The 25,830-nt window shown below is 30.2% G+C and carries 21 protein-coding genes and 1 other annotated feature; of the genes, 17 read left to right on the top strand and 4 right to left on the bottom strand.

Features of this window, described 5'->3' with window-relative positions:
* Positions 1 to 45: 45 nt before the first annotated feature.
* The 7 genes from OC535_RS08165 to OC535_RS08135 all read left to right on the top strand — a co-directional run bounded on the left by OC535_RS08165 (position 46) and on the right by OC535_RS08135 (position 10,797).
* On the top strand, positions 46 to 1,428 hold the full coding sequence (locus tag OC535_RS08165) for an O-antigen ligase family protein (protein WP_024722325.1): 1,383 nt from the start codon (positions 46 to 48) through the stop codon (positions 1,426 to 1,428).
* 10 nt (positions 1,429 to 1,438) lie between these two features.
* On the top strand, positions 1,439 to 1,951 hold the full coding sequence (locus OC535_RS08160; protein WP_227053618.1) for a DinB family protein: 513 nt from the start codon (positions 1,439 to 1,441) through the stop codon (positions 1,949 to 1,951).
* A gap of 154 nt (positions 1,952 to 2,105) precedes the next feature.
* Positions 2,106 to 2,537 carry a MarR family winged helix-turn-helix transcriptional regulator gene (locus OC535_RS08155; protein WP_227053617.1) on the top strand — a complete coding sequence of 144 codons (432 nt, stop codon included), beginning with the start codon at positions 2,106 to 2,108 and terminating at the stop codon, positions 2,535 to 2,537.
* Between the two features lie 9 nt (positions 2,538 to 2,546).
* Positions 2,547 to 6,785 (top strand): acyl-CoA dehydratase activase-related protein, encoded by a 4,239-nt coding sequence (locus tag OC535_RS08150; protein WP_498823553.1) that lies wholly within the window; start codon positions 2,547 to 2,549, stop codon positions 6,783 to 6,785.
* A 132-nt stretch (positions 6,786 to 6,917) separates the two neighbouring features.
* Positions 6,918 to 7,748, top strand: a complete 831-nt coding sequence (locus tag OC535_RS08145) for a helix-turn-helix transcriptional regulator (protein ID WP_227053615.1) — start codon at positions 6,918 to 6,920, stop codon at positions 7,746 to 7,748.
* 80 nt (positions 7,749 to 7,828) lie between these two features.
* Positions 7,829 to 9,289 carry a hypothetical protein gene (locus OC535_RS08140; RefSeq protein WP_227053614.1) on the top strand — a complete coding sequence of 487 codons (1,461 nt, stop codon included), beginning with the start codon at positions 7,829 to 7,831 and terminating at the stop codon, positions 9,287 to 9,289.
* A 155-nt stretch (positions 9,290 to 9,444) separates the two neighbouring features.
* Entirely contained in the window at positions 9,445 to 10,797 is a 1,353-nt protein-coding gene (locus tag OC535_RS08135; protein WP_498823552.1) for a citrate/2-methylcitrate synthase, read from the top strand.
* An 84-nt stretch (positions 10,798 to 10,881) separates the two neighbouring features.
* Here OC535_RS08135 and OC535_RS08130 read toward each other — a convergent pair whose 3' ends face one another.
* Positions 10,882 to 11,535 (bottom strand): DUF3298 and DUF4163 domain-containing protein, encoded by a 654-nt coding sequence (locus tag OC535_RS08130; protein ID WP_498823551.1) that lies wholly within the window; start codon positions 11,533 to 11,535, stop codon positions 10,882 to 10,884.
* Positions 11,536 to 11,802: 267 nt separating this feature from the next.
* Between OC535_RS08130 and OC535_RS08125 the strand changes: the two genes are divergently transcribed.
* Complete coding sequence (locus OC535_RS08125) at positions 11,803 to 12,885, top strand: metallophosphoesterase (RefSeq protein ID WP_227052665.1); 1,083 nt, start codon at positions 11,803 to 11,805, stop codon at positions 12,883 to 12,885.
* Positions 12,886 to 12,905: 20 nt separating this feature from the next.
* Here OC535_RS08125 and OC535_RS08120 read toward each other — a convergent pair whose 3' ends face one another.
* The gene (locus OC535_RS08120; RefSeq protein ID WP_027089206.1) at positions 12,906 to 13,778 is read right to left on the bottom strand and encodes a methionyl aminopeptidase; all 873 of its coding nucleotides are present in this window, start codon (positions 13,776 to 13,778) and stop codon (positions 12,906 to 12,908) included.
* Between the two features lie 51 nt (positions 13,779 to 13,829).
* Positions 13,830 to 14,087: a GIY-YIG nuclease family protein gene (locus OC535_RS08115; RefSeq protein WP_024722823.1), complete on the bottom strand. Its 258-nt coding sequence runs from the start codon at positions 14,085 to 14,087 to the stop codon at positions 13,830 to 13,832.
* Positions 14,088 to 14,169: 82 nt separating this feature from the next.
* On the opposite strand from OC535_RS08115, the gene OC535_RS08110 reads away from it, so the two are divergent.
* The 5 genes from OC535_RS08110 to OC535_RS08090 all read left to right on the top strand — a co-directional run bounded on the left by OC535_RS08110 (position 14,170) and on the right by OC535_RS08090 (position 20,066).
* The gene (locus OC535_RS08110; protein ID WP_498823550.1) at positions 14,170 to 15,090 is read left to right on the top strand and encodes an AEC family transporter; all 921 of its coding nucleotides are present in this window, start codon (positions 14,170 to 14,172) and stop codon (positions 15,088 to 15,090) included.
* A 79-nt stretch (positions 15,091 to 15,169) separates the two neighbouring features.
* Positions 15,170 to 16,450, top strand: a complete 1,281-nt coding sequence (locus OC535_RS08105) for a hypothetical protein (RefSeq protein ID WP_498823549.1) — start codon at positions 15,170 to 15,172, stop codon at positions 16,448 to 16,450.
* Positions 16,451 to 16,530: 80 nt separating this feature from the next.
* Complete coding sequence (locus OC535_RS08100) at positions 16,531 to 17,667, top strand: DUF5050 domain-containing protein (RefSeq protein WP_498823548.1); 1,137 nt, start codon at positions 16,531 to 16,533, stop codon at positions 17,665 to 17,667.
* A 9-nt stretch (positions 17,668 to 17,676) separates the two neighbouring features.
* Positions 17,677 to 19,029: a UDP-N-acetylmuramoyl-tripeptide--D-alanyl-D-alanine ligase gene (locus tag OC535_RS08095; protein WP_498823547.1), complete on the top strand. Its 1,353-nt coding sequence runs from the start codon at positions 17,677 to 17,679 to the stop codon at positions 19,027 to 19,029.
* Complete coding sequence (locus OC535_RS08090; RefSeq protein ID WP_498823586.1) at positions 19,020 to 20,066, top strand: D-alanine--D-alanine ligase family protein; 1,047 nt, start codon at positions 19,020 to 19,022, stop codon at positions 20,064 to 20,066. Before OC535_RS08095 ends, OC535_RS08090 begins: the two co-directional genes overlap by 10 nt.
* A gap of 29 nt (positions 20,067 to 20,095) precedes the next feature.
* Here the strand turns inward: OC535_RS08090 and OC535_RS08085 are convergent, their stop codons facing one another.
* Positions 20,096 to 21,286 carry a CapA family protein gene (locus OC535_RS08085; RefSeq protein ID WP_227052658.1) on the bottom strand — a complete coding sequence of 397 codons (1,191 nt, stop codon included), beginning with the start codon at positions 21,284 to 21,286 and terminating at the stop codon, positions 20,096 to 20,098.
* A gap of 140 nt (positions 21,287 to 21,426) precedes the next feature.
* Here OC535_RS08085 and OC535_RS08080 point away from each other — a divergent pair, with 140 nt between their 5' ends.
* From OC535_RS08080 to ilvC, 4 genes are all read left to right on the top strand, one after another.
* Positions 21,427 to 22,065 (top strand): CpXC domain-containing protein, encoded by a 639-nt coding sequence (locus OC535_RS08080; RefSeq protein ID WP_024722159.1) that lies wholly within the window; start codon positions 21,427 to 21,429, stop codon positions 22,063 to 22,065.
* Between the two features lie 114 nt (positions 22,066 to 22,179).
* Positions 22,180 to 22,433, top strand: a binding site (T-box leader).
* Between the two features lie 69 nt (positions 22,434 to 22,502).
* A complete protein-coding gene (gene leuA / locus OC535_RS08075) occupies positions 22,503 to 24,179 on the top strand; it encodes a 2-isopropylmalate synthase (protein ID WP_027089197.1) in 1,677 nt (558 codons plus the stop codon).
* A gap of 19 nt (positions 24,180 to 24,198) precedes the next feature.
* Positions 24,199 to 24,711: an acetolactate synthase small subunit gene (gene ilvN / locus OC535_RS08070; protein WP_024722160.1), complete on the top strand. Its 513-nt coding sequence runs from the start codon at positions 24,199 to 24,201 to the stop codon at positions 24,709 to 24,711.
* A gap of 17 nt (positions 24,712 to 24,728) precedes the next feature.
* Positions 24,729 to 25,745: a ketol-acid reductoisomerase gene (ilvC, locus tag OC535_RS08065; protein WP_498823546.1), complete on the top strand. Its 1,017-nt coding sequence runs from the start codon at positions 24,729 to 24,731 to the stop codon at positions 25,743 to 25,745.
* The last annotated feature ends 85 nt before the right edge of the window (positions 25,746 to 25,830 follow it).

The following is a 25,830-nucleotide window of genomic DNA, read 5'->3' as shown; positions in this document are numbered from 1 at the left end:
TATAATAATGGTATAATAAGATTAATAAATTGGAGAGAAAAGAAAATGGTTTTTAATCGCAAGTACTATAAATTATGTTTTATTATATATATGTTTATCAATACTCTGGCTTTAGGTTATTTTGGTATTGAAATTAATTATTTGTTTTTACCATTATTATTGTGGGCAGTTATAATTGTTATCCATGATATTTATAAAAAAGAATTTGGAATAAAAAATAATTACAGTATCTTGATGATGATTCAAGGAATTGTATTGTTGATTGCAACATTAAAAAACAGTTATAGTGATTTAAATTCATATGTAATTGCAATCATGCAGTTAGTTATATATTTCTTAGTTTTTAATAATCCTCGGTCAATGACCAAAAAAAATATTGTTGATGAAGTAAAAGCGATTATTCCTCTTGTTAATGTTTTGGTTGGATTAGCATCAATAATTTCAATTGGAATGTATATAGTTCATTTTTCTAGCCTAGCTAATGGCTGGACTCTAGGAATGGTTGGAAGTCGTTTGTTTGGTATTTATTTTAATTGTAATCCAGCAGCTTTTTTAGCGTGCATTACAATTGTATTGGCACTAATTGCTGTAAGAGAGAAGTTTCGAGGTAAATTCTGGTATTTAATCAACATAGGGATACAAATTGTTTATATTCTTTTGACAAAATGTCGTGTAGCATTAATAATTTTAGTTGTTATAATTATCATGGTCGGCTACTATTTTTTAATTCGACGAAGACCATATACTCTGTTTAAAAGATTGATGTTAGTATCTGGTTTAGTAGCAGTAATTGTATCAGCAAGTTTACTTGGTCAACAGCTTGTAGAGATCGTACCGCAGGTGCAAGGAATTGCTTCAAAAGAGACAAGTCGTTTTCAAATGGATAAAATCAAAGAAGCAGGGCGCTTATTAATATCTGGTAATATTGATGATTTTAATAAAGGGTTGACAATAATTGATGAGGTTTCTAATGGACGGATTTCATTGACTAAAACAGCGTTAGAAATATGGCATGATGAGCCTTTGATTGGGATTGGCGCTAATAATTTTAAAAAAATTGGAAGCCAGGAAACAGATGTTATTGAATATTGGGCAGTTCAGGTTGTTCATAGTCATAATGTTTTTCTTGAGGCGTTAGTAACGACAGGATTAATAGGGTTTATTTTGTTTGTAATATTTTTTATTAAATGTGTTTTAATGTGTTTTAATGTTTTGAAAAAAAGTCATGGTAAAGAAATATATTTCATTATTCAGATGTTTGTAATGATTGTTTTAAGTGAATTTATAGGTGGATTGTCTGATTATGGAGTGTTCTATATATATTCTTTATCAGCAACATTAGCCTGGTGTTTTTTAGGATACCTATTTACATATCAAAATATTATAGAAAATAAAAATGAGTCATTGGAAAAGTTTAGTAATGATTAGGGAGAAAAGAATGCGCGTAGAAAATATTTTATTTCAATTAGATATTAGCTGGAAGCTATTTTTAGATCATGTTAAAGATTTAACGGATGATGAAGCTTTATGGTGTAAAGAACAAAATGGTCTACAGATTCAATTTTTAAATGGAAAATGGCAAGTAGATCATTCGCAAAATGATAAATATCATGAATCAGCTAGTGCAGCATGGATGATATGGTATACTATTTATTGGTGGCGGAAGGTTCTAGATCATTCGTTTGGTGAGGGTAAGTTAAATATAGAAGATGTTCAGTGGTCAGGAAGTGTAAAGCAGAGTATTGAAGAAGTCGATTATCTACATGATCAGTGGATCAAAAAATTATCTGGTTTGACCCTTGAGCAATTACAATCAAAGCAATATACTAAATGGCCTTTTTCAAATCGAAGTTTTTATGATTTAGCGCTATGGGTAAATACTGAATTGATGAAAAGTGCAGTCATGATAGGCACTTGTCGATATTTTTATAAAATTTCAAATAATGATTAAAATGAATTCAAATCTATTTAAAAGATTTGAATCTTTTTTTAATTGATCTTGTTTAAAACATTTACATTTTTCTTTATATTATGAAAGCATAAAAGTTGACATCTTTCGACATTAGTATATAATGTTAGCAAACTAACAAAGTTGGAGAAAAATGATGGATGAAAAACATATCGGAATGGAAATAAGAATTTTAGCAAATATGATCAGTCGTTGTTTAAATGAGATTGGCTTTAGTAAAGAACATAACAATTTAACTGGGCCGCAAGGACTAGTTTTGGGATATCTTTGTGAACATCAAAATAAAGATATTTTTCAAAAAGATATTGAAATTACATTTAATATTCGTCGTTCAAGTGCAACAAGATTGTTACAATGTTTGGAAAGTAATGGATATATTGAAAGAGTCAACGTTGGTTATGATGCTAGATTAAAACAAATTGTATTAACTAATAAAGCTTATGAATTTAGTAATACTTTAGAAGCACATATTCAAAAGCTTGAGAAAATATTAGTTAAAGATTTAGATGAACAGGAAATCAATGATTTAATAAGATTAATGAGTAAGATAAAAAAGAATTTAGAGTAGGAGAACAAAATGGAAAAGAATTATTACATGGGAATTGACGTTGGGTCAACTACGATAAAAATTTATATTACAGATCAAGATGATGAATGTATTTATTCAAAGTATGAGCGGCATTATTCAGATATACAGGCTACAATTAAAACATTAATAAATGAAGTATTAGCAAAATTTGGTAATCTTAAAATAACTGCTGTAATGACCGGATCTGGAGGATTGTCGCTTTCTGAATATTTAGATATTAAATTTGTTCAAGAAGTAATAGCATGTACTAAAACAATCGAAACATATATACCTGAATGCGATGTGGCTATTGAGTTAGGTGGAGAAGATGCTAAGATTACTTATTTCCAAGGTTCTTTGGAACAGAGAATGAATGGTACTTGTGCAGGCGGGACAGGAGCTTTTATCGATCAGATGGCATCGTTATTACAAACTGATGCTAAGGGACTTAATGAATTAGCAAAAAATTATCAGATGATTTATCCGATCGCTTCACGTTGTGGAGTGTTTGCCAAAACAGATGTACAGCCTTTGATCAATGAAGGTGCCAACAAAGAAGATATCGCTATTTCTATTTTTCAAGCTGTAGTTAATCAAACGATTAGTGGTTTGGCTTGTGGAAAACCAATAAGGGGTAAAGTTGCGTTTTTAGGTGGACCATTATTTTTCTTGGATCAGCTAAGACAGCGTTTTATAGAAACTTTAAATCTTAAAGATGAAGATATCATTTTTCCTGATAATTCACAATTATTTGTTGCGATGGGAGCAACGTTATTAGCTAAGGAAGAAACAAGTATAACGGATATTGAAACGCTGATTAATAAATTAGAAAATATTGATGATAGTATGTTAGCTAATGAAAATACATTACCAGCATTATTTGTAGATGATGATGATAGGAATGAATTTAGACATCGTCATTATATTGATAAAGTTAGAAAAAATGATCTTAAAAGTTATATTGGTAATGTATATTTAGGACTTGATGTTGGATCAACGACAACTAAAGCGGTATTGATCGATGATAACGATTCATTATTATATTCATTTTATGATTCTAATGAAGGAAATCCATTAAACGTTGTTGTTAAGATTATAAAAGAAATATATGATCTTTTGCCTCCAAAAGTAAAATTAGTATATAGTGGTGTAACAGGATATGGTGAGGCTTTGATTAAAGCAGCGATGAAAATTGATATGAGTGAAGTTGAAACTATGGCTCACTACAAAGCTGCTACATATTTTAAAAAAGATGTTAGCTTTATCTTAGATATTGGTGGACAAGATATGAAAGCCATTAAAATCAAAGATGGAATCATTCAAGATATTTTATTAAATGAAGCATGTTCAAGTGGATGTGGATCTTTTATTGAAACATTTGCAAAATCATTAGGTTATGAAGTAAGTGAGTTTGCTGCTTTAGCATTGAATTCTAAAGCACCGATCGATCTTGGAAGCCGTTGTACTGTTTTTATGAACTCTAAAGTAAAACAGGCTCAAAAAGAAGGGGCTAAAGTTGAAGATATTAGTGCTGGTTTATCATATTCTGTAATAAAAAATGCTTTATACAAGGTAATCAAGCTTAGAAGTAAAGATGATTTAGGTGATAGTATTCTAGTTCAGGGAGGAACTTTTTATAACGAAGCAGTTTTAAGAGCTTTTGAAAAAGAATCTGGAGTCAATGCAATTCGTCCGGATATCGCTGGTTTAATGGGAGCGTTTGGAATCGCTCGATTAGCTCGAGAAAGTTATCAAGGACAACCAACAACATTACTAACTAAAGAGGAATTAGAACAGTTTTGCTGTCATAGTGAAATAAGATATTGTCAAAAATGTACAAATCACTGTATGTTAACAGTATCTACATTTAATGATAATAGTGAATATATTAGCGGTAATCGTTGTGAACGAGGTGCTAATATACCTGTATCTACAAAGAAATTGCCAAATCTATTTGATTATAAATATCGTCGGGTCTTCAATTATCGTTCTTTAAATAAAGAACAGGCAATTAGAGGGAAAGTTGGGATTCCTCGTGTCTTAAATATGTATGAAAATTATCCTTTCTGGCATACTTTTTTCACTAAATTAGGTTTTAGTGTAGTTTTATCACCACGTTCTAGTAAAGCAATATATGAAAAAGGAATTGAATCGATTCCTTCTGAAAGTGTCTGCTATCCAGCAAAATTAGCTCACGGTCATATTGAAGCGTTAATTGAAAAAGGTGTAAAATATATTTTTTATCCTAGTTTAGCATATGAACGAAAAGAATTTGATAATGCTAATAATCATTATAACTGTCCTGTTGTAACATCATATCCAGAAGTTATTCGAAATAATGTTGATAACTTAGCTGATAGTTCAGTAATCTTCCGTAATCCATTTATGGATTTAAGTAATCCAAAAACATTATTTAATAACTTAAAAAATGAATTAAAAGCATTTTGTATTGATGATAAAGAATTAAAGGCAGCAATTAATGCAGCATATGATGAATTAGCAAAATGCCGTAAAGATATCCAAGAACAAGGGGAGACAGTTTTAAAATATATCAAAGAAAATAATTTAACAGGAATTGTTTTATCAGGAAGACCATACCATGTTGATCCAGAAATTAATCATGGTTTAGCTGATTTGATTACTGCTGAAGGAATGGCGGTATTAACAGAAGATAGTATTTGTCATTTAGATAAGGATCTAGATCAGTTGCGGGTAGTGGATCAATGGACTTATCATTCAAGACTATATCGGGCAGCGTCATTTGTCGCAACTCAGCCTAATCTTGAATTGATTCAGCTTACTTCATTTGGTTGTGGTTTAGATGCTGTAACAAGTGATCAAGTAGCTGATATTTTAAAAGCTCGTCATAAAATATATACACTAATAAAAATAGATGAAGGTAGTAATTTAGGGGCAATTAGAATTAGAATTCGTTCACTTAAAGCAACGATTGAAAAACAAGCTAAAAATAAAAAACAAATTTATCCTAAATATCAACCATTAAAAGTTCCATTTACAAAAGAAATGAAAGAATCAGGATATACGATCCTATGTCCACAAATGTCACCTATACATTTTCAGTTTGTTGAAACAGCTATGCAAGAATCAGGTTATAACTTAGTAGTCTTGCCTTCGGTTGATAAGGGAGCTGTTGATGCAGGATTGAAATATGTAAATAATGATGCTTGCTACCCAAGTATTTTAGTAACGGGTCAAATTATGGAAGCATTATTGAGTGGTAAGTATGATTTGGATAAAACGGCAGTAATTATTTCACAAACAGGTGGGGGATGTCGAGCAACTAACTATATCGCTTTTATTAGAAAAGCCTTACAAGATGCAGGAATGCCGCAAGTACCGGTAATTTCAGCTAACTTACAAGGACTTGAAAATAATCCAGGTTTCAAAATAACCTTACCATTAGCTAAAAAAGTTATTATTGGGGCAATGTATGGTGATTTGTTTATGAGAATTTTATATCGTGTTCGACCATATGAAGCAGTTGCTAATAGTGCTAATGAATTATATGAATCTTGGGTAACACGTTGTCAGGAAAATGTAAAAAATGGTAATATTTCTACTTTTAGAAAAAATGTTTATCAAATCGTTAAAGAATTTGATGAATTACCAATATTAGACATAAAAAAACCACGAGTTGGTTTAGTTGGTGAGATTTTGGTTAAATTCCATCCTACTGCAAATAATGAAATTGTTGAAATTATTGAGCGTGAAGGTGGCGAAGCTGTAATGCCAGATCTAATTGATTTCTTCCAATACTGTTTTTATAGTACGGATTTTGAAAATAAGCATTTTCATGCATCTAAAAATGCAGTTAGACTTTGCAATCTTGCCATGAAGTTTGTGGATCTATTGCGTCATGATATGATTAAAGCATTAAAGAAATCTAAACGTTTTGATCCACCAGCTGCAATCAAACATTTAGCTGATAAAGCAAGTACGATTGTTTCAATTGGAAATCAAACAGGTGAAGGCTGGTTTTTGACTGGTGAAATGATTGAATTAATAGAATCAGGAGCTCCAAATATTGTTTGTATGCAGCCATTTGCTTGTTTACCAAATCACGTTACTGGTAAAGGAGCAATCAAGGCTTTACGTAAGGCTTATCCTGAAAGTAATATTGTTGCAATTGATTATGATCCAGGGGCAAGTGAAGTTAATCAGTTAAATCGAATTAAATTAATGTTGTCAACAGCATTTAAAAATATGAAAAATAATGAAAATCAATAAAATTATTTATTTAAGAGCATAGATCATCCTATGCTCTTATTATTTTTCTTGAATATTAAAAAAGTTTGGATTGATCATATATTTTTGTGTTATATTTTTAATAAGAAATATAAAAATAAAGTAGGAGATAATATGATACAGTATGAGAAAATAGAGCTTGATTATGATTTACCGATCAAACTAATTGATTTATATTTTGAAGATCATCTTACTAAGACTGCAAAACATTGGCATAATAGTATTGAGATTTTAATGCCGATATTAGGGGAATTGAGGCTGTATATAGATACAAGAGAAATTATTGTTAAAGAGGGGACCTTTTATATTGTTAATACGCAAGAAATTCATGGTATGGCGCATACAGAGGAAACAGAAATATATAAAGGATATGCATTGCAAATAAATTATGATTTTATTAAACAGAATTTTAGTGAGATCGATAATTATTATTTTATGCAACCAGATCGTCAAACACAACATGAGGTTTTAAAAGATATTTATCATATAATTCTTGCTTATGAACATGAAAATAATTTTAAAGATATAGAAATAAAAAGTTATATTTTACATCTTCTTTACATTCTTTTTGCTCAAACCTTATGTAAACGCAAAGACTATCCTTTTATGGTTCAATCAGAACATGACAAAAGAATTATTAGAATAACAAAATATATTGATGAGCATTATAATGAAGATTTATCAATTGGTCAAATTGCAGATCATTTTCACATATCTCCAGGATATTTATCAAAGTATTTTAAAACAAGTTTAAATATGACTGTTAAAGAATATATCAATTCAGTACGTTTAAAAAATGCTCGTAAAGATCTATTATTTTCTGAATATTCAATTATTGAAATTTCATATCTACATGGTTTTCCCAATTTAAAATCATTTACTCAAATTTTCAAAAAAAAATATAATTATACACCCGCTAAATATAGAGATAAGATGAGAAAATAACCTCAATTAGGTGAAGATTTAACATTTATTAAAACTTTTTAAATGTTAAAATAACACCGAAAAATAAGGAGGAAAAGAAAATGATAAAGAAAATTTTAAGTTGTTTTGTATGTGCTTTTATGTTCATTTCAACAATTTCTATCGTTCACGCTGATGAAGAAGTTGAAATCAATGGTACATATAGTATTTATGTTGAGGGGTATGATTGGGGATGTGCCACTAAACAAATTATTGTTTCATTGGATCATGAAATAGATGAAGTTTCTACAGATACTTTCAAAGTTGTAGAAACAACTCAAGAAACAGCGATCCCTCTAGCACAAAAAGATGAAGAACGTATTGTTGAAGATGCATATTTAAGTGATGCTAGTGGAAATGAAGTAGATGAATCATCAAAATATGTAACATTAGATTTATCAGTTAGTCCAACTGTTGCTTCACCTTTAGTATTTACGATTCCTGATTTGTATAATAATTATGCTAACCCATATTATTTTACGATTGAATTAGCCCAAGATAAAGCGCTTACTTCAAATGGTAAAGTTGTAACATCATTTAATATTGATAAAGAATATACTAAAAAATCAACAGCTGCAGATATGTTTAAACAAGCTACTTTTCAAGCAAGCGATGGTATTAGTTATAAATATGCATCATATTCACCTGCAGAAGAATCTGATACATTAGTAGTATGGTTACACGGAATTGGTGAAGGTGGAACTACAAATACTGATCCATATGTAACACTTTTAGCGAATAAAGTTACTGCTTTAGCTGGTGAAGAATTCCAAAGTACTGTTGGAGGAGCTCATGTATTAGTTCCTCAATGTCCGACATATTGGATGGATAGTGATGGTACAAAGAGCAATTTCAATGATGGAAATATCGTAGCTGACGGTACATCATATTATCAAGAATCATTACATGAGCTAATTAATGCTTATAAAGAAGAAGTTGGAGCTAGTAAAGTTGTTATTGCAGGATGTTCAAATGGTGGATATATGACATTCTTAATGGCTATGGCTTATCCAAATGAATATGATGCGATTGTGGCAATCTGTGAAGCGGTTCCAGATAAAGTTATTTCAGATGAACAATTAGAAGCTGTTAAAGATTTACCAATGTTCTTTATTTACTCATTGGATGATACTACAGTACCACCTGTAGATCATGAAATTCCAACTATTGAACGCTTAAGAGCAATGAATGCAAGTAATTTACATGTTTCTGTAACTGAACATGTCGTTGATACAACTGGTTTATATTTTGATGAAGATGGAAATCCTTATCAATATGATGGTCACTGGTCTTGGACATATTTTGATAATAATGTATCTAAATGTGATGAATGTGGAATTTCAGTATTTGACTGGATTGCAAAACAAGTTTCTGTAAAAGAAAATGTTGATGTTGAACAAGTAGAAGATCCTACACAGCCTAGTGCACCACAAACTGGGGATACATCTTTAATAGGTGTTTATGGTTCTATCATGTTAATAGCAGCAGGTTATGTGTTTGTAAACAGAAAAGAAAGCTGTTAAAATAAATCCTTCCATTGGGAAGGATTTTTTGTTTTTTGATTATTTTTATAATAGATATATGATATTTTTAGATGTGCTATTATTCATTTTAAATTCAAAAAAGTATGATATATTTATTATTATATATTCAATATTTGTATGAAGGGAGGAGTTTTATGAACAAAGAAGAATATTTGAAGCATTTAAATAAATATAATGAGATGGTTTTAGAAACTGATAATATTGATTTTCAACTGTTTATAGATCACGGAGTAAAAAGAGGTTTAAGAGATCAAAATGGAAATGGTGTTTTAACAGGATTAACTAATATTTCTAAAATAGAATCTTTTAAGATGGTTGAAGGTCAAAAAGTACCTATTGATGGACGATTGTGGTATCGTGGGTATGATGTAATAGATTTGGTTAAAGATTTTTCTTTTCAAAGATTTGGTTTTGAAGAAGTTGCATATTTATTATTGTTTGGATTATTACCTAATCAAAAAGAATTGAAGGAGTTTAAAGAAATATTGTCATTGTCTAATGAATTACCAACTAATTTTACAAGAGATGTTATTATGAAGGCTCCAAGTCAAGATATTATGAATTCTATGACAAAAAGTGTATTAACATTAGCTGCTTATGATGAATATGTTTCTGATCAGTCGTTAAGTAATGTTTTAAGACAATGTATTAATATGATTGCTATTTTACCACGATTAGCAGTTTATGGTTATCATGCATATAATCATTATGAATTAGGAGATAGTATGTATATTCATCATCCTAGTGAAAATTTATCAACAGCAGAAAACATTTTGATGATGCTACGACCAGATAAAAAATATACCCAATTAGAAGCCCAGGTTTTAGATGTTGCCTTAGTTCTCCATATGGAACACGGTGGTGGAAATAACTCAACATTTACAACAAGAGTCGTAACTTCGGCAGGCAGTGACAGTTATTCTGTTTTTGCAGCTGCGCTATCCTCTTTAAAAGGACCTAAACATGGAGGTGCTAATATTAAAGTCATGGAAATGATAAAAAATATTAAAGAAAATGTCCATGATTTGAAAGATGAAAACGAAGTAAAAGAATATTTAGGAAAAATATTAGATAAAGAAGTATTTGATCATCAAGGGTTGATTTATGGTATGGGACATGCTGTTTATTCACTGTCTGATCCACGTGCTCAGGTTTTTAAAAGTTTTGTAAACCAGCTGGCTAAGGAAAAGCATTTAGAAGATGATTATGCATTATATACGATGATTGAGAAATTAGCTCCTGAAGTAATTGCTAAAAAACGGCATATTTATAAAGGGGTAAGTGCTAATGTGGATTTTTATAGTGGTTTTGTTTATAGTATGTTAGGTATTCCAGTTGAACTTTATACACCGATTTTTGCGATTGCAAGAATCGTAGGTTGGTCAGCGCATCGAATTGAAGAGTTGATCAATGTTGATAAGATTATTCGTCCCGCATATAAGAGTATTATGGAAGAAAAAGAATTTATACCAATGGATGAAAGATAATACTGTTTAAGTATTATAATAATACATTGGAATGATAATATTTATAATAAATCCTCCTTCTTAGGGAGGATTTATATTTATCAGTTATTTGATTATAAATTCAGGAAGTGACATATATCCAGGTGCTATTTCATATTGATTGAAGATAACAACGATCTGATTATTCTTATTGATATAGAAAGCTTGGTCAGATGTAATTTTTAAATTGTTTATAGCTTCATCAAAATATGTTAGATTAGGATATTTTTCTTTGTTTGCAGCAACTTGTTGTTTAACAGCGTTTAAAATAATATTTTGATAATTTTCACCTAAAAAATGTTCTATTTGATATATTTCACCAGTTATAAGATCGATAGTAAAAAATTTCTTTTGTAAGTAACTGTCAGCCATACTTTGTGTAAAATCAATAGAAAAAGATATTATTTTATCATCACTGTAGTAATTTTGATAAGTGATATCAACGATTACTTTATGTTTTGAATCGGGATTTTCATCATTCTTTTTGGATTCGTTTAAAAAATTATCAATAGTTTGATTAATTAAAGTATTAATATCGTTTTTAACTTTTTCATCTTTTACATTGATAATCTGAGGTATTTTAGCAGTGATAATAGTTCCTGCAGTTTCAAGATTTTCTTCCTTTAGTAATACCAAAGTGGCATCATTAGTATTTGCATGAACATTGTTAAGAAACACGGTACTAATAATAAATATAAAAAGTAATAAGTATTTTTTCATCATATCTCTCATTTCAAACTGATAAATATTAATAGCAAAAGCTATCAATATAGTTTTTACTTAAATTTTGTATTCATACAAAATTTAAAAACATATATAATAGTTAAATAATCTATTTTTTTGAGTTTGATACTCTTAAAAATCAGGAAAACTATTAATATATAATTGATAAATATGAGTTATAATATGTAAAAAATAATAGTTATTGATTTTGATAAAATATATAATGAATCTTATTATAGATGATATAAATAAAGGAGGAATTTGATGTATCGATATATGGGTCTAATTGCTATTATTCCAGGAGTTATTTATTTTACATTTTTTATTAATCGTTTTATGCGTTCGGTTTTAAATATTCACACTAACCGATTTTATCTCATTATATTAGCTATAATCGTTACAATAGTTTCTATTCCGGCAATGAATACGCTTGAATTATATGGTGTGATTTATTATCATTTATTAGTTATTACACTAATATTAGAATTTTTGAATATTTGGTTACAAAGATTTAATATTTATCGATTTACTTTTATAACGGGAATTTTGGGAGTATTAGTAACAGTTTTATGTCTAGGATATGGATATTATAATATTAAGCATGTTGTAGCTACTACTTATGACCTATCAAGTGATAAGATTGATGATCTAAAAATTATTGAGATTGCTGATTTACATATGTCAACTTCTCTAGATGTTTTACAATTACAAAAATATTGTGATGAAATGAGTGAATTAAATGCTGATTTAGTGGTTTTAACTGGGGATATATTTGATGAAAACACGCCATTAGATGATATGGTTGATGCTAGTAAAGCTTTATCAACAATAAAAAATAAGTTAGGCATATATTATGTGTATGGAAATCATGATAATGGTTCTCGTAATTTTGATGACGTGGCATTTGGACCAGAAGAAATTAAAGAAAACCTAGAAAAAAATGGAATTACGGTATTAGAAGACGAAGTAATAACTTTAGATAAAATAAATATTATTGGGCGTAAAGATGCAAGCTTTTGGGGAAATAACCCGCGATTAGCAACCTCAGAGTTATTAGCGATGATTCCTGAAGATAAACGTGATAATTATACGATTATTTTAGATCATCAGCCCCTTGATTTAGATGAAAATGCTGCTTTAGGTATTGATTTACAATTATCAGGACATACTCATGGGGGTCAGTTATTTCCGATGGGGATAGTTCAATCTCTTACTAGTGATACTTTGATTCGAGGGCAAAGAACTATCCATGATTTTACAGCAATTACTTCTTCAGGAATGGCAGGATGGCGCTATCCAATCAAAACTGGGGCACCAAGTGAGTATGTAATTATTAATGTTAAATAAAAACATCCGAGAGGATGTTTTTATTTAGATAAAATTTCTACACCTGTTTCAGTTACTAAAAGAGTATGTTCCCATTGTGCAGAAAGACTACCATCTTCTGTATATACAGTCCATTCATCATCAGCGTCGACAAAAACATCACGATTACCAAGATTCAACATTGGTTCGATCGTAAAAACCATACCTGGTACAATCGTCACGGTTGATTCATTTGGTTCAAAATGAAACACATAGGGATCTTCATGAATGGCTAATCCTACTCCATGACCACAAAACTCTCTGACAACACTATATCCGTTAGCATTAGCGAAGGTTTCAATAGCTTTACCAATATCACCGATGCAGCTTTGATAAGGGATAATGGATTGAATTCCTAGTTCTAAAGCTTTTTTAGTATCTTTAACTAATTTTTCAGCTTCTTTAGATGTTTTACCAATTATAAACATTCTCGAAGCATCAGCATAATAGCCATCTACCATAGTTGTAGCATCAACATTTACAATATCACCCTCTTGTAAAATTTCTTCTTTACAAGGGATACCATGACAAACTACATCGTTGATGGATACGCATATATGTTTGGGATAACCGCAATAATGATAATCAGCACATACAGCATTGTGTTTTTCAGTGTATTCTTTTGCCATGATGTCTATTTCTTCTGTAGCCATGCCTGCTTTGATGTTTTCTTCAATGTAATCTAATAACCCTGAATTGACAACAGCAGCTTTTTTTATTCCTTTGATTTGTTCCTCATTTTTTATCATTTTATGAGTTGGGATTTTTTTGCCTTGATGTTTTAATTGTTCTAGTTTTTCATCTAATTGAAGATGACATTTCTTGTATTTTTTTTGACTGCCGCACCAGCAGAGATCATTTCTGTTTAATTTCATACTTAACCTTCTTTCTACACTTAGTATAGCATTTTATTTATTGATTTAAAACTATTTATTAGCCTTTGCTAACCTAATTAGATCCTCCTTTTGTTTTCTCGTTAATTGTTTGATTGCATGTTCGCGCTTTAAAGCAAGGCTCTTGTTTTCTAGTTCTTCAAAATATACTAAACTTACAGGACGGCGTGATTTAGTATATTTGGCTCCTTTTCCACTGTTATGAGCAATAATTCTTTTTTCTATATTAGTTGTCCAGCCGGTATAATATGTATTATCAGCACATTTAAGGATATAAACATAATTTTTCATATCTCCATTATAACAATATTTGTATTTTTTAGATGACATATTTTTTATTTTGGTTTATGATTAGGGCCAAAGAGGTGGTATTGTGGTTGATTTTAATAATTTGATAGATTTGCAAATAGAAATCTTTTTTTTAATGATCGTAGGATATGTTTTAAGAAAGTTAAATATTATATCTAGTGCAAACCGAAAAAGTTTGACAGATTTAGTTATATACGTTATTTTACCTGCTAATATTATATATTCTTTTATGATTAAAATGGATGGAGAAATTATTAGAAGTGGCTTAACGGTTTTGATAGTTTCAATTGTAATTCAATTAGGATGTTCTTTTTTGGGAAAATATTTTTTTGTTAAAACATTACCTAGCCAGCAAAGTGTTTTGCAGTATGGAACGATTTGTTCTAACGCGGGGTTTATGGGCTCACCTTTAATTCAAGGTCTATATGGGTCAAATGGTTTGTTATTTGCTTCAATTTATCTTATCCCCCAAAGAATTGTGATGTGGTCTGGTGGTGTTGCTTGTTTTACTAGTGCTAAAGGAAAAGATGTAATAAAAAAAGTTATTACGCATCCTTGTATTATTGCTGTATTTATTGGCTTGATCATAATGATAAGTCAAGTGCAGCTGCCAAATTATTTAGATATTTCAATTAAAGCGTTGAGTAACTGTAATATGGCGTTGTCGATGATTGTAATAGGAGGAATTTTAGCGGAAATCAGCATCAAAGAAGTCATCAACAAATTAACTTTTTATTATAGTTTTATTCGTTTGATTTTAATTCCGTTATTAGTTCTTTTAGGATGTGTTTTGATCGATATACCACCATTAGTTACCGCAGTATCTACTGTGCTGGCAGGGATGCCGGCTGGTACGACAACTGCAATATTAGCAGAAAAATATGCGGGTGATGCAAAACTAGCAGTTGAAATAGTTTTTTTATCAACAGCTTTATCATTAATTACAATTCCTTTATTATGTATTATCATTAATTTAGTTGTTTAAAAAGTACTAATTATTTAGTGCTTTTTATGTTGGACATTTGAAAGCTGGATGATACAATTATTTTAGGGGAAGTGATTTTATGAAATGTGATAACTGTGGTAATGAAATAAAAAATATGCTGGTTTGCCCGCTGTGTGGATATCGTCAGGGAAAGATAAATCGCTGCAGTGTTTGTACAACAATAGTTCATTATGGTCAAAGTAATTGTCCTAATTGTGGGAATCCAACTAAATATTTAAAAAAAGAAGACATTAATAAAAAATATTATCTTAAAGATGATCTAGATTATTCAAAACATACAGCAACGACTCATGTTTATCAAAGTCAGGAGATGTATGATTATCAAGAAAGTGATAATGATATAAAGAAACGCTTTGAAGAAGCGAGAGATAAATTAACTAGAAATCACAAAAAAACAGTTAAACGGGATCGAGAAAAAAAGAATTTAATTGCAATAGTCTTAGGAATAATATTTTTATGGGGAGCACTTTTTAATTTGTTTGTTAGTGATGAAGCTAATGTTGAAATGGTTGATATAAAAGAAATGAGTATTAATGGTGATAATAATGATTTGATGATGGCAGGTAATTTTCAGCAGGGAAGTGTAGTGTTTTTAGATAATGATGAACTTTATTTAGGTTGTGATTATGATCTAAAGAAGGCGGACCGATCTTTTGAAAAAATAGAAAATATTGATTTTATCTCAGATAGTTTGAGTGGAAATATTTATATTGAAGATAATTACATTTACTATGATAATTTTGGTATATATAAACGTTACGATATAAATAGTGGGAATATTGAGGAATTATTTTATGATGAAAATATTTTACCAATAAAAAATCATCGTTTTTTGTATACCAATGAAATGAAGTTATATTTATATGAAAATGGTGAAAGCCGGTTAATAGACAGCCATGATATTTATTATTTAGCATTTGATTTTAAAACAGAACTTATTTATTTTGAAGTAGATGGAGCTATTAGGGCAATCGATTTAGAGGGACGATTCAAAAATGAATATGATCTTTATGCAATAGGTAATTTTTATGTTGATGATGGAGTTATCTATTATAGTAATATTAATGGTATCGAAGCCTATGATACGAAAATAGATGATTCTATAAGTTATCTTGATGAAAGTGATATTTATAATTTTATTGTTACAAATAATGGAATTGTATATACTAATATGGAAAATGATTTATACTATCATAATTTTGATGATGAGGAAATATATTTAATTGATAGTGATATTTATGAATTTAATGTAGCTGGTGACAAGATAATTTACAGAAGTAATGATGATTATAACTGGTATATAAGTGATGGGTATAGTATGAGTAAGCTTTTTGAATAGACTTAATCTAAACAATTAAGTCTACTTTTTTTTGAGCTAGTAATATGGTAAAATAAAAACATTAAAAAGCAGGTGATGAAATGGAAGAAAATAAAAGATGTAAAAAATGTGGAGCTCCTTTATTGGCGGATGAGGATCGTTGTCCAATATGTGATACAGTACAAAATAATGATCATGACCAAATAAATGAAAAGAAAAATTATTGGAAAAATCCAATTATATGGACAGTTTTTGTTGTGTTATTGATTATTAGTGTTGCAATCAATGGGTATTTGAATGTTAATCCAATCGAATTAGCGGATCAGAAAGATGTTGATGAACAGGCATATGAAGATGCTGTTTTAACGATTGATGAGGAAACAAGTCAATATGCTCAAGCTACTAATAATAATGGACTGGCAGTAAGTTATGTTAATAAAGATAAGGTTTATATTGTAATGAATCAAGAATTGATTGCTTATGATAAACAGTTGAATAATCGCGAACATGTATATGATTTTGCTTTAACAGATTTTAAAGATGATGGTAAATATTATTATTATCTTGATGAAAATAATGATTATTATCGAGTTGATAAAGAAAGTAAAAGTGAGGATGTTTTATTAACTAATGTTTATTATGTTCAAAATTTAGGTGAAAAAATATATTATCAAAAAGATAGTGATAATGAATCTATTTATTGCCTTGATTTATCAACTAATGAAGATAAAAAAATAAATGATGAAGTTTCATATAGCTTGATCATTGATGAAAAAAGAGAACGGATTTTTTATGTAAATGAAAATTCAGAATTAATCTCAATTAAATTTGATGGTAGTGATCGTAGAGCTCTAGCGAGTAATACTAACACATATACTTATGATGGTGAGTATTTATATTATATAAATGATAAAGGTTTAATTAAATGTGATTTAGATGGAAATCATAGTGATGTTTATGAAAATAATAATTTGCAGCTAGTTAATATCGTTGATGATCATTTAGTTGTTCATGATGGTAATGTGATTTATACGATGACTCTTGAAGGCAAAAAGGTAAAAAAACTTTATACGATCGAAAGCATTGGAAAATTGACATTTGAGGTAGTAGGCGATAAACTTCTAGTTTTAACGTCAATTTACCAAGAGGGAAATATTGGTTATGAAGTAGTTGGTTTAGATGGAAAGAGACAGATATTAGAAAGTGATATACCAGAAATAACTGGTGAAGAGATTTAGGGTGAAAAAATGAATGTAAGGGAAATAATTAATGCCACAAATGGAATTTTATTAAGTGGTGATGAAAATTTAGAAATTATAGGATTTAGTCAAGACAGTCGCAAAATTAAAGCTGGGATGATGTATATCCCATTAATTGGCGAGCGCTTTGATGGGCATGATTTTATTGAAAGTGCGTTTGCAAATGGCGCTAGTGCAATAATTAGTGATCGTGATATTAAATCTGATGATAAAGTAGTCATCAAGGTTGAAGATACATTAAAGGCTTTGCAGGATATGGCGCGATATTTAAGAAAGAATCGTAATGTTAAGGTCGTTGGTGTTACTGGCAGTGTTGGTAAAACAAGTACTCGGGATATGGTTTATAGCGTTGTTAAAAAGGGATATAAAACTTTAAAAACAGAGGGGAATTACAATAATAATATTGGATTGCCATTGACGATTTTAAGACATAAAGATGAAGAAGTGCTAGTTTTGGAAATGGGCATGAATCATTTAAAAGAAATGGAAGAATTGTCATTGATTGCTTTACCGGATATTAGTGCGATTACTAATATTGGTACGGCACATATTGGAGAACTTGGCAGTCGTGAAAATATTTTAAAAGCTAAATTAGAAATAACCGTGGGAATGAAAGATGGTAGTTCTCTAATTATTAATAATGATAATGATCTGCTTTCAACAGTCGAATTAGATAATTTGGAACTTGTTAAAGTGGGGATTGATAGTGACAGTGATTTTAGGGCGCAAAATGTTGTTTTAAAAGATGATCATAGTACTTTTGAATTAAATTATTTAAATGAGGTATATAAAGTAAATGTTCCGGTACCAGGTAATCATTTTGTTTTAAATGCTTTAATAGCTATTGCAATCGGAATTAAATTAGATATAAGTATAGAAAAGTGTATTCAGGGAATCAATGAATTTCAATTAACAAAGAAAAGAATGGATATTATTGAGTTAAAAAATAACATTACTTTGATTGATGGAACATATAATGCTAGTGAAGATTCCATGAAATCAAGTTTAGATGTTTTAGCGACTTATTCAAGAAGAAAGATTGCTGTTTTAGCGGATATGCTGGAACTTGGTGAGTTTAGTGAACAGCTTCATCGTAGTGTTGGTAAACATGTGGCTATTAAAAATATCGATCTACTTGTAGTAGTAGGTAAAGAGGCACGGTTTATTGCAGCTGGGGCAAAAGATGCAGGAATGATGAATATTTATTGTTGTAAAGATAATGAAGAAGTGATAAATTATTTAAGAAATAATTTATGTAGTAATGATGTGGTTTTATTAAAGGGATCAAATGGAATGAAACTTAAAGATGTCGTTACGCAAATAGAGGAGAAATTATCGTGAAAAAGAAATTGTTGGTTTTATGTGGTGGACAATCTAGTGAACATATAGTATCTAGAATGTCATGTACATCAGTTTTAAATAATCTTGATAAAGAAAAATATGATCTTACACTAGTAGGTATCGATTTAGATGGAAACTGGTATTATTTAAATGCTGATCAGCAGGATTTAGCGAAAGATAACTGGTTAGAGAATAGTCAGCTGGTTGATGATATCTATGGTTTATTACGAAAACAAGATGTAGCTTTTCCCGTATTGCATGGATTATATGGGGAAGATGGAACGATTCAGGGATTATTTGAACTAGCAAAAGTAGCATATGTTGGCTGTCGAGTATTTAGCTCTAGTGTTGCAATGGATAAAATATATACTAAAAAAATTCTGGATACAGTAGGGATTCCTCAAGTTAAATCAATTTATATAAAAAAACGTTATGACAATAAATTAGTAGTAGTAGATAATAACTTTGATGAAATTGATGATGTTGAAAATTATATTGTTAAAGAACTAGGAATGCCTTGTTTTATTAAAGCTAGCCGTTCTGGTTCAAGTGTTGGATGCTATCGTTGCGATAGTCAAGAGGAATTAATGGATCGATTGAATGAAGCGGCAAAATATGATCGTCACATTGTAGTAGAAGAGTGTGTTGATTGTATCGAGTTAGAAACAGCAGTTTTAGGAAATGATGATGTGATCGTTTCTCGAGTAGGTCAAATTATGCCCCATGGTGAGTTTTATACTTTTGAATCAAAATATGAGGATGAAGAAAGTAAGACTTGTATTCCGGCTCTAGTTGATCAAAGTATTCAAGAACAAATTCGAGCATATGCAATCAAAGCGTTTAAAGCAATTGATGGTCATGGATTAAGCCGCGTTGATTTCTTTTTGGATAAGAAAACAAATAAAATTTATTTAAATGAAATTAATACGATGCCTGGTTTTACCAAAATATCGATGTATCCTCAGTTAATGGATGATTTTGGTATTAGTTATAGTGAATTGTTGGATCGTTTAATTGAACTAGCAGTTCAAAAATAAAAATATAGACCTAAATTTGGTCTATATTTTTATTTGATATAATTAATATTAAATTGTTGATCAATTATATTGTTAAAACTATTAATAATAAAATCTTTGTTCAATCCTTTTGAATAACGATCATGACTTGTTTCTAGTTCTTCATTATAGAGATTTAAAGGAACAAGTTTAAAATTTTCAAAGTTTTGATCATAGTAATTAATGATTGGTGTATAAGTAACTTTTTTTATTGAAGTTTTATGCTCTTTTTTTTCAAACTCTGTTTGCAAGATCATAGAAATGTTATATGCATTGGCAAATTCATTTGTAGCTCGGGTAACTTGATTATCTGCTGAGATAAAAGAGCCTAATGAGTATGCAACAAGGGTTTTATGATCGTTGTTTTCCAACCATTCGATTGGCTGGATACAATGCGAGTGATGACCAATAATTATATCAACACCCAACTCATTTAAATAATTAGCCAGTTCTTTTTGTTCATCGTTGACAGTGTAAGTAAATTCATTGCCCCAATGCATACTAACGATTACTACATCACTAATTTGTTTAGCTTGTTCAACTTCATTTTTAATAATATCTTTATGTTCATCATCTAGTTTCATCGTATCAAGATTACGATAATAACCAATTAAATTTTGATTTTGATAATCTAGTTTATTAGTTTTATAAGTGTAACCAAGAAAACTGAATGTAATATTGTTAATTTTTTTGGTTTTGATTTTTTGTCGATCTTCAACAGATGAATATACCCCAGTAGTTAAAATATTATGTTTATTAAAAAAATTGATTGTATTATTGCGTCCTTCAATTCCGGCATCGTTAGCATGATTGTTGGCAAGATTAAGTGCATCAACACCCATATCAATAACTTCTTGACCAATTTGTATAGGTGCATTAAAACTATAACCTTTGCCAGAAATACCTAATTCACTTCCTCCGATTGGCACCTCCATATTAGCGAGAGTTAGATTATCATTTAAAAAGTAAGGTTTTACTAAATCATAATAACCTTTATTTTCATAATCGGAACCAAGCCAGTCATAATAGGGCTGCTCATATAATAAGTCTCCAATAAAGGATGCTGTAACTGTAGTTGTTGATTTGGCTGGAATTTTATCAGATGTTTTTTTGTTTGTAGAATAATAATTCCAGCTAGTATTAATAATTGTAAATAAAATAATAAATAAAATTATTTTAAAGGGCCATTTCAATCTACGCATTTTTATCACCACTATATATTTTAACATATAAGGATAAAACGTATACTTAATTATTTTTATAAAAAATAAATGATTTCTTAAGATAAATTAGCTATTTTAGTATTTTTAATTTAGTAAAATGTTATCGAGGAGTTGAAATTATGAATGATGAAGTTGAATTAGAAATTACGTGTATTCACTGTTTGGAAAAAGGAACGAAGAAACTGTTCCCGATTATTAAAAGTGATAATTTGAGGGCAAAGGAATTAATATTTAATGATGAACTATTTTTATATCGTTGCAGTCATTGTGGTCATTATCAAAAAATAGTATATGAGTGTGTATATTATGATGATAAATTAAAATATGCAGTTATTTTATCTCATGATGGATCAAAAAAAATATCAAAAATGGAGGTAAATAAATATCAAATAAGATTTGTCAAAGAACTAAATGAACTTAAAGAAAAAATTATTATAAAAGAACATAATTTGGATGATCGAATTGTCGAAATTATGAAAAATAAGATAAGAAGTACAATAACGAGTAAGGCAACGTATCGTTTGTTTTTGGTTAATGATCATAATGAATTAGTTTTTATGCTGGTTTATCCAAATAATGAAATTATTAAAACCTATACATTTGATTATACAATGTATTTTGATTTAAAAAATAAATATGAAAAGAGTTTATTAGATGATTATATTGTTGATGCTAAGTACGCGTCTAAAATTATTTTGAATTCTGATGATATAATTAGAGATAAGCAAATAAATGCTGATATTTCCAAGGTTTTTTAGGTTGAAATTTTTGTGTAATAATTAATTATCGAAGTGATAATTAATTGTCTTTAAAATTTATGAAAAAAGGTTGACTTCGACAAAATATCGGGCTATCATATTCAGTAACATAACTTAAATACTTTGATAGGAACTAGTAGATAAATTTTTCAAGCATAGAGAAGTTCTGGCTGGTGGAAAGAGCTGTTGAGGGTTTATTGAACTCATCCTTGAGTGGAGCGCTGAATCAAGTAGGTGGCTACGGAATGCAACCGTTATCTAGCAAGAGTATGAACTAACTATATAATAGCGTACTTAGTGAGGTTAATATCGTGAGGTATTAATAAATTGAGGTGGAACCACGGGGTTACTATACCTTCGTCCTCAAAGTGACAGGAGTCATTTTGAGTGCGAGGGTTTTTTTATAAGTATTTAAAATAATGAGGAGGAAAAATAAAATGATGAATTATCAAAAGTATAAGAGATTTGAACCAATCAGCTTTAAAGAACGTACTTGGCCTGATAAACAAATTGAAAAAGCGCCAACATGGGTTTCTGTTGATTTACGTGATGGTAATCAAGCTTTGATCACGCCGATGAAAATAGAAGAAAAAGTAGAAATGTTTCAACTCTTAGTTGATATGGGATTTAAAGAAATAGAAGTTGGTTTTCCTTCTTCTAGTCAAATAGAATATGATTTTTTAAGAATTTTAATTGATGAAAATTTAATTCCTGATGATGTCACAGTACAAGTCTTGACTCAGGCAAGGGAACATTTGATCAGAAAGACATTTGAATCGTTAAAAGGATTAAAAAGAGCAATCGTACATGTTTATAATTCTACTTCAGTATTACAAAGAGATGTGGTATTTAATAAGGGGAAAGAAGAAATTAAACAAATTGCGATTGATGGTGTTAAATTAGTTAAAGATTTAAGTAAAGAATTTGATGGAGAAGTGATTCTTGAATATTCACCAGAAAGCTTTACAGGAACAGAATTAGACTATGCTTTAGAAGTGTGTGAAGCTGTAATGGATGAATGGGGAGCATCAAAAGATAAGAAAGTGATTATTAATTTGCCATCGACAGTAGAAATGTCAACGCCAAATGTTTATGCTGACCAAATTGAATGGATGTCAACACATTTTAAAGATCGTGAACGAGTAATTCTTTCATTACACACGCATAATGATCGTGGCTGTGGTGTCGCAGCAACAGAACTTGGTATTATGGCTGGTGCTGATCGTGTTGAAGGAACTATTTTTGGAAATGGTGAAAGAACTGGAAATGTTGATATTGTCAATGTTGCTTTAAATATGTTTACTCAAGGAGTTGATCCAAAACTTGAGGTAAGTAATATTAATAATATAAAACATGTATATGAAAAAGTTACTAAGATGGAAGTTCCACCACGTCATCCGTATGTTGGAAAGTTAGTTTTTACGGCTTTTTCTGGTAGTCATCAAGATGCAATCAATAAAGGAATGCATGCGATGCAGGAAAGAAATGATGGTATTTGGGAAGTGCCTTATTTACCTATTGATCCAAGTGATGTTGGGCGCCAATATGAACCAATTGTGCGAATTAATTCACAATCAGGTAAAGGTGGCGTTGCTTATGTGATGGAAAGTATGTACGGGTTCCATTTACCGAAAGGATTACAAGTGGATTTTGCAAAAATAATTCAAGATATAAGTGAAGAAGAAGGAGAAGTTTCTCCAGAAAGAGTTTATGATACATTTATTGAAGAGTATGTAGATAACGAAGAACCTTATCGCTTTATTAAACAAAAGCTGGTTGATATAAGTGAAGATGAAACTGAATATGAAAGACGGGCAGAAATTACGATTGAAGCACATGGTGAAGTTGTAACTTTAACGGGTTATGGAAATGGGCCAATTGATGCTGTGAAAAACGCCTTGAATTCACTTCCAGAATTACATTCGCATTTATTGGATTATAGTGAGCATGCTTTAACTTCAGGATCAAGTTCAAAAGCGGCAGCTTATGTTTATTTAAGGGCTAAGGGAAGTGCTTGTCAAGAATATGGTGTAGGGATTCATCCAAATATTACAACGGCAACAATAAAAGCAATTGTATCAGGAATGAATCGCTTAACTAAGGCAATGAAATAAGAAGAAGGGAGCCAATAACATGAATCGTTTAGTATTATCGTTATTAGTGGAAAATAATCCTGGTGTTTTAAGTCGTGTTGCCAGCTTATTTAGTCGTCGTGGTTATGGAATTGACAGCTTGAGTGTTGGAAGAACTAATCTTCCAAATGTTTCAAGGATGACTATCGTAGCGGTTGGTGATGAATTGATTTTAAATCAAATTGAAAAACAATTAGGAAAATTAGTTGAAGTTATTGAGATTTTTCCATTAGAACCTGATAAATCCGTTTATCGGGAATTGGTTTTAATTAAAGTCGAGGCAGATGAAAAGCAACGTTCTTCAATTGTTTCGATTGCGGATATTTTTAGAGCACGAATTATTGATGTTGCACCAGCATCATTAGTCATCGAAGCAACAGGAGATCAATCAAAAATTGATGCGTTGCTTGCGATGTTGGAAGGGTTCAATGTTGTCGAGCTCGTTAGAACCGGATTATCGGGAATTAAACGCGGGCTTGGTGAAATTGATATAAAAAGTCATAGTAATAAGTAAATAGGGGGTTAAGAAAAATGGCTAAAATTTTTTATGAATCAGATTGTGACTTATCTTTATTAGACGGTAAAACAGTTGCCGTAATCGGGTATGGTTCTCAAGGGCATGCTCATGCATTAAATTTGAAAGAATCTGGAGTACATGTAATCGTTGGATTATATGAAGGTTCTAAATCATGGAAAAAAGCTGAAGAACAAGGATTAGAAGTGTATACTTCTGCTGAAGCAGCTAAAAAAGCTGATATCATCATGATCTTAATTAATGATGAATTACAAGCTAAGTTATATAAAGAATCAATTGAACCAAATCTTGAAGAAGGAAACATGTTGATGTTCGCTCATGGTTTCAATATTCACTTTAATCAAATCGTACCACCAAAAAATGTTGATGTTACAATGATTGCACCAAAAGCACCAGGACATACAGTACGTAGTGAGTACTTAGCTGGAAAAGGAACACCATGTTTAGTTGCAGTTGAACAAGATGCTTCAGGACGTGCTCAAGATATTGCTTTAGCTTATGGTCTAGCAATCGGTGGAGCAAGAGCTGGTTTATTGGAAACTACATTTAGAACAGAAACAGAAACTGATTTATTTGGTGAACAAGCTGTATTGTGCGGTGGGGTTTGTGCATTGATGCAAGCTGGTTTTGAAACATTAGTAGAAGCAGGATATGATCCAAGAAACGCATATTTTGAATGTATCCATGAAATGAAACTAATCGTAGATTTAATTTATCAATCAGGATTTGAAGGAATGAGATATTCTATTTCAAATACAGCTGAGTATGGTGATTATATTACAGGACCAAAAATCATCACTGCAGATACTAAAAAAGCAATGAAACAAATTTTATCAGATATTCAAGATGGTACATTTGCTAAAGACTTCTTATTAGATATGTCTGCAGCTGGTGGACAAGCTCACTTTAAAGCAATGAGAAAATTAGCAGCTGAACATGAATCTGAAAAAGTTGGTAAAGATATTCGTAAATTATACAGCTGGTCTGATGAAGACAAATTAATTAATAATTAATCAACACACACTTTTGTGTGTTGTAACTAGGGAGTAGGCTACTCCCTAATTACAACCTACAAAGGTCAAGATAAGGGGGATTATA

Source organism: Clostridium sp. Marseille-Q5894 (genome assembly GCF_946902305.1).
In the GTDB taxonomy this organism is placed as follows: Bacteria; Bacillota_I; Bacilli_A; order Erysipelotrichales; family Coprobacillaceae; genus Thomasclavelia.
The sequence above is the reverse complement of the archived record's forward strand: the minus strand, read 5'-3'. Positions and strand labels throughout refer to the sequence as shown.

Bases quoted from the DNA above. Each gene is read 5' to 3' on its own strand.
- OC535_RS08165 (WP_024722325.1), top strand. From the start codon at position 46: ATGGTTTTTAATCGCAAGTACTATAAATTATGTTTTATTATATATATG.
- OC535_RS08160 (WP_227053618.1), top strand. From the start codon at position 1,439: ATGCGCGTAGAAAATATTTTATTTCAATTAGATATTAGCTGGAAGCTA.
- OC535_RS08155 (WP_227053617.1), top strand. From the start codon at position 2,106: ATGGATGAAAAACATATCGGAATGGAAATAAGAATTTTAGCAAATATG.
- OC535_RS08150 (WP_498823553.1), top strand. From the start codon at position 2,547: ATGGAAAAGAATTATTACATGGGAATTGACGTTGGGTCAACTACGATA.
- OC535_RS08145 (WP_227053615.1), top strand. From the start codon at position 6,918: ATGATACAGTATGAGAAAATAGAGCTTGATTATGATTTACCGATCAAA.
- OC535_RS08140 (WP_227053614.1), top strand. From the start codon at position 7,829: ATGATAAAGAAAATTTTAAGTTGTTTTGTATGTGCTTTTATGTTCATT.
- OC535_RS08135 (WP_498823552.1), top strand. From the start codon at position 9,445: ATGAACAAAGAAGAATATTTGAAGCATTTAAATAAATATAATGAGATG.
- OC535_RS08130 (WP_498823551.1), bottom strand. From the start codon at position 11,535: ATGAAAAAATACTTATTACTTTTTATATTTATTATTAGTACCGTGTTT.
- OC535_RS08125 (WP_227052665.1), top strand. From the start codon at position 11,803: ATGTATCGATATATGGGTCTAATTGCTATTATTCCAGGAGTTATTTAT.
- OC535_RS08120 (WP_027089206.1), bottom strand. From the start codon at position 13,778: ATGAAATTAAACAGAAATGATCTCTGCTGGTGCGGCAGTCAAAAAAAA.
- OC535_RS08115 (WP_024722823.1), bottom strand. From the start codon at position 14,087: ATGAAAAATTATGTTTATATCCTTAAATGTGCTGATAATACATATTAT.
- OC535_RS08105 (WP_498823549.1), top strand. From the start codon at position 15,170: ATGAAATGTGATAACTGTGGTAATGAAATAAAAAATATGCTGGTTTGC.
- OC535_RS08100 (WP_498823548.1), top strand. From the start codon at position 16,531: ATGGAAGAAAATAAAAGATGTAAAAAATGTGGAGCTCCTTTATTGGCG.
- OC535_RS08095 (WP_498823547.1), top strand. From the start codon at position 17,677: ATGAATGTAAGGGAAATAATTAATGCCACAAATGGAATTTTATTAAGT.
- OC535_RS08085 (WP_227052658.1), bottom strand. From the start codon at position 21,286: ATGCGTAGATTGAAATGGCCCTTTAAAATAATTTTATTTATTATTTTA.
- OC535_RS08080 (WP_024722159.1), top strand. From the start codon at position 21,427: ATGAATGATGAAGTTGAATTAGAAATTACGTGTATTCACTGTTTGGAA.
- leuA (WP_027089197.1), top strand. From the start codon at position 22,503: ATGATGAATTATCAAAAGTATAAGAGATTTGAACCAATCAGCTTTAAA.
- ilvN (WP_024722160.1), top strand. From the start codon at position 24,199: ATGAATCGTTTAGTATTATCGTTATTAGTGGAAAATAATCCTGGTGTT.
- ilvC (WP_498823546.1), top strand. From the start codon at position 24,729: ATGGCTAAAATTTTTTATGAATCAGATTGTGACTTATCTTTATTAGAC.